This is a genomic window from Kitasatospora sp. NPDC032150 (assembly GCF_055579945.1).
This window is the reverse complement of the sequence record NZ_JBVIMH010000091.1, coordinates 1-3,585: the sequence shown is the minus strand read 5'-3', so window position 1 is coordinate 3,585 and position 3,585 is coordinate 1. Positions and strand designations below refer to the sequence as shown.

The 3,585-nt window shown below is 72.1% G+C and carries 1 protein-coding gene; it reads right to left on the bottom strand.

Annotation, left to right across the window (positions count from 1 at the left end; genetic code table 11):
- The coding region (locus ACZ5ON_RS35835) for an SDR family NAD(P)-dependent oxidoreductase (protein ID WP_465601764.1) at window positions 1-3,585 on the bottom strand (3,585 nt) is incomplete at both ends.

The window sequence follows — 3,585 nt, the reverse complement described above, 5'->3', positions numbered from 1 at the left end:
GCCGCCCGACCCGTCGCCAACGAGTAAGCCGCATCGACCAGTTCGAACTCACCGGCCGACAGCAGCCGCTCGGCCTGCGCCCGCAGCGCCGCCTCGCCCTTCGCCGACACCACCAGCGGCAGCACCGACGGCGCGACCGCCGCCTCGGTGACCGTCTCCTCGACGGCCGGAGCCTGCTCCAGGATCGTGTGCGCATTGGTACCGCTGATACCGAAGGCGGAGATACCCGCCCGTCGCGGACGGCCGCTCTCCGGCCAGTCCGTGGTCTCGGTCAGCAACGAGACCGCGCCCGCAGCCCAGTCCACGTGCGGGGTCGGCTCGTCCACGTGCAGCGTCTGCGGCAGCACACCGTGCTGCATCGCGAGCACCATCTTGATCACACCGGCGACACCGGCGGCCGCCTGGGTGTGACCGATGTTCGACTTCACCGAACCGAGCAGCAGCGGCGAGGCCTCGTCGCGGCCCTTGCCGTAGGTGGCGAGCAGGGCCTGCGCCTCGATCGGGTCACCCAGCCGCGTGCCCGTACCGTGCGCCTCGACCGCGTCGACCTCGGCGGCCGTCAGCCCGGCCGACGCCAGCGCCTGGCGGATCACCCGCTGCTGCGACGGACCGTTCGGAGCCGTCAGACCGTTCGACGCACCGTCCTGGTTGATCGCCGAACCACGCACGATCGCCAGCACCGGATGCCCGTTGCGCCGGGCATCGGACAGCCGCTCCACGAGGAGCATGCCCGCGCCCTCGCCCCAGCCAGTGCCGTCCGCGGCACCCGCGAATGCCTTGCACCGCCCGTCCACCGACAGACCACGCTGACGACTGAACTCCACGAACAGATCCGGCGTCGACATCACCGTCACACCACCGGCCAGCGCCAGATCGCACTCACCGCCCCGCAGCGCCTGCACCGCCAGGTGCAGCGCCACCAACGACGCCGAACACGCCGTGTCCACCGACACCGCCGGACCTTCGAGCCCGAAGGTGTAGGAGAGACGGCCGGAGACGACACTCGTGGCCGTACCCGTCAGACGGTGACCCTCGACGCCCTCCAGGCCGTCCACCAGCAGGTTGGCGTAGTCCTGGCCGTTGGTACCGACGAAGACGCCCGACTGGCTGCCGCGCAGCGAGGCCGGGTCGATACCGGCCCGCTCGAAGACCTCCCACGAGGTCTCCAACAGCAGACGCTGCTGCGGGTCCATCGACAGGGCCTCGCGCGGCGAGATGCCGAAGAAGGCCGGGTCGAACTTGGTGACCTCGTCCAGGAAACCGCCCTCACGGGCGTACGTGGTGCCCTGGTGGTCCGGGTCCGGGTGGTAGAGGCCGTCGAGGTCCCAGCCGCGGTCGGTCGGGAACTCGGCGATGGCGTCACCGCCCCGGACCAGCAACTGCCACAGCTCCTCGGGGGTGGTGACCCCGCCGGGGAAGCGGCAGCTCATCGCGACGATCGCGATCGGCTCGTCGTCGACAGCCGACACCACCGTCACCGGCGCGGCCGACTCCGGCTCCCGGCCCAGCAGTTCGGACCTCAGGTGCTCGGCCAGCGCGGTCGCCGACGGGTAGTCGAAGACCAGCGTCGCCGGGAGACGAAGACCCGTCGCCGCGTTCAGACGGTTGCGCAGATCGACCGCGGTCAGCGAGTCGAAACCGAGCTCCTTGAAGGCTCGTCCGGCCTCGACCGCGTCCGAACCCGCGTAACCGAGCACGGCCGCGACCTGCACCCGCACCAGCTCCAGCAGCGCACGGCCACGCTCGACCTCCGGCAGAGCCATCAGTCGCCGCGTCAGCGACGACTCACCGTCGGTGCCCTCCGACGGCGCGAGCGCCGTCTCCATGACCTTGCGCGCCTCGGGGATCTCATCGAAGAGGCTGCTCCGGCGGACGGCGGCGGTCTCGGCCGCCACCCGGTCCCAGTCCACGTCGGCGATCGTCACTGCGATGTCGCCGCCGTCCAGGGCCTGCTGCATCGCGCTGATCGCCAGGCCAGGTGCCATACCGACGACACCGTCGCGGCGCAGTCGCTCGGCGACCACGTCGTCGGTGGCCAGACCGGCCTCGGCCCAGGCACCCCAGGCGATCGAGGTGGCGGCGAGGCCGTCAGCCCGGCGCTGCTCGGCGAGGGCGTCCAGGAAGGCGTTGGCGGCGGCGTAGTTGCCCTGGCCGGCGCTGCCGACCGAACCCGCCATCGAGGAGAACAGCACGAACGCGGAGAGGTCGAGCTCGGCGGTGAGCTCGTGCAGGTTCAGCGCCGCGTCCACCTTCGGACGCGCCACGGTGGCGAACCGCTCCACCGTCATGCCGTCCACCACACCGTCGTCCAGCACACCGGCGGTGTGGAACACCGCCGACACCTCGACGGACGCCAGCAACTCCGCCAGCGCGGCACGATCGGCCACATCACACGCCGCCACCGTGACAGCAGCACCCAACTCAGCGAGCTCATCGCGCAGTTCGACCGCACCCGGAGCGTCCAGGCCACGACGGCTGGTCAGCACCAGCTGCTCGGCACCGTTGCGCACCAGCCAGCGCGCGACCTCCGCACCCAGCGCACCGGTACCACCGGTGACCAGAACCGTACCGGCCGGCTTCCAGGCGACACCCTCACCGCGCGCGGCCCGCACCAGACGACGGGCGAACACACCCGACGCCCGAACCGCGACCTGGTCCTCAGCCCCGGCCAGCACACCGGCCAGCCGCCCGAGCGCACGCTCGTCCAGCACCTCCGGCAGATCGACCAGACCACCCCAACGCTCCGGGTGCTCCAGAGCCACCACCCGACCCAGACCCCAGACCTGAGCCTGCAGCGGGTCCGCCAGCCGGTCCGAGCGACCCGTCGACACCGCACCCCGCGTCACACACCACAGCGGAGCGCCGACACCCGCGTCACCCAGCGCCTGCACCAGCGCCAACGTCCCGGCCGTACCGGACGGCACACCCGAACTCTCGGAGTGCGGCGCCTCGTTCAGCGCCAGCAGGGACAGCACACCCGCGACGGAGTCACCGTCGGCGACCGCCTCGCGCAGCAGTTCGGCCACCGCGACACGGTCGGCAGCGGCGGCGTCCAGCTCGATCCGGCGCACGTCCACGCCACGGCCGGACAGCATCCGGACCGCGCCCTCCACGGCCGCGTCCTCGCCGAAGCCTGCCGGGACCGCCACCAGCCAGGTGCCCGACAGCACACCCGCACCGCTGTCCGTGATCGGCTTCCAGCTGACCCGGTAGCGCCAGCCGTCCACCGTGGACTGCTCGCGGCTCTGCCGGCGCCAGGCCGACAGCATCGGGAGCACGGCACCCAGCTCGCTGCCGCCCTCGACCTCCAGGGTCGCCGCCAGCGCGTCCAGGTCGCCCTTCTCGACGGCCTCCCAGAAGCGGGCATCCGCTTCGTCGACCGGTGCGGCACCCGCCACCGGCACCATGGCCTCCAGCCAGTACCACTCACGCTGGAAGGCGTAGGTCGGCAGATCCACCCGGCGCGCACCACGGCCGCCGAGGAAGGACCGCCAGTCCACCCGAACGCCCCGCACATGGGCCTCGGCCAGCGACGCGAACAGCCGCTCCAGACCGCCCTCGTTGCGACGCAGCGTGCCGAACGCG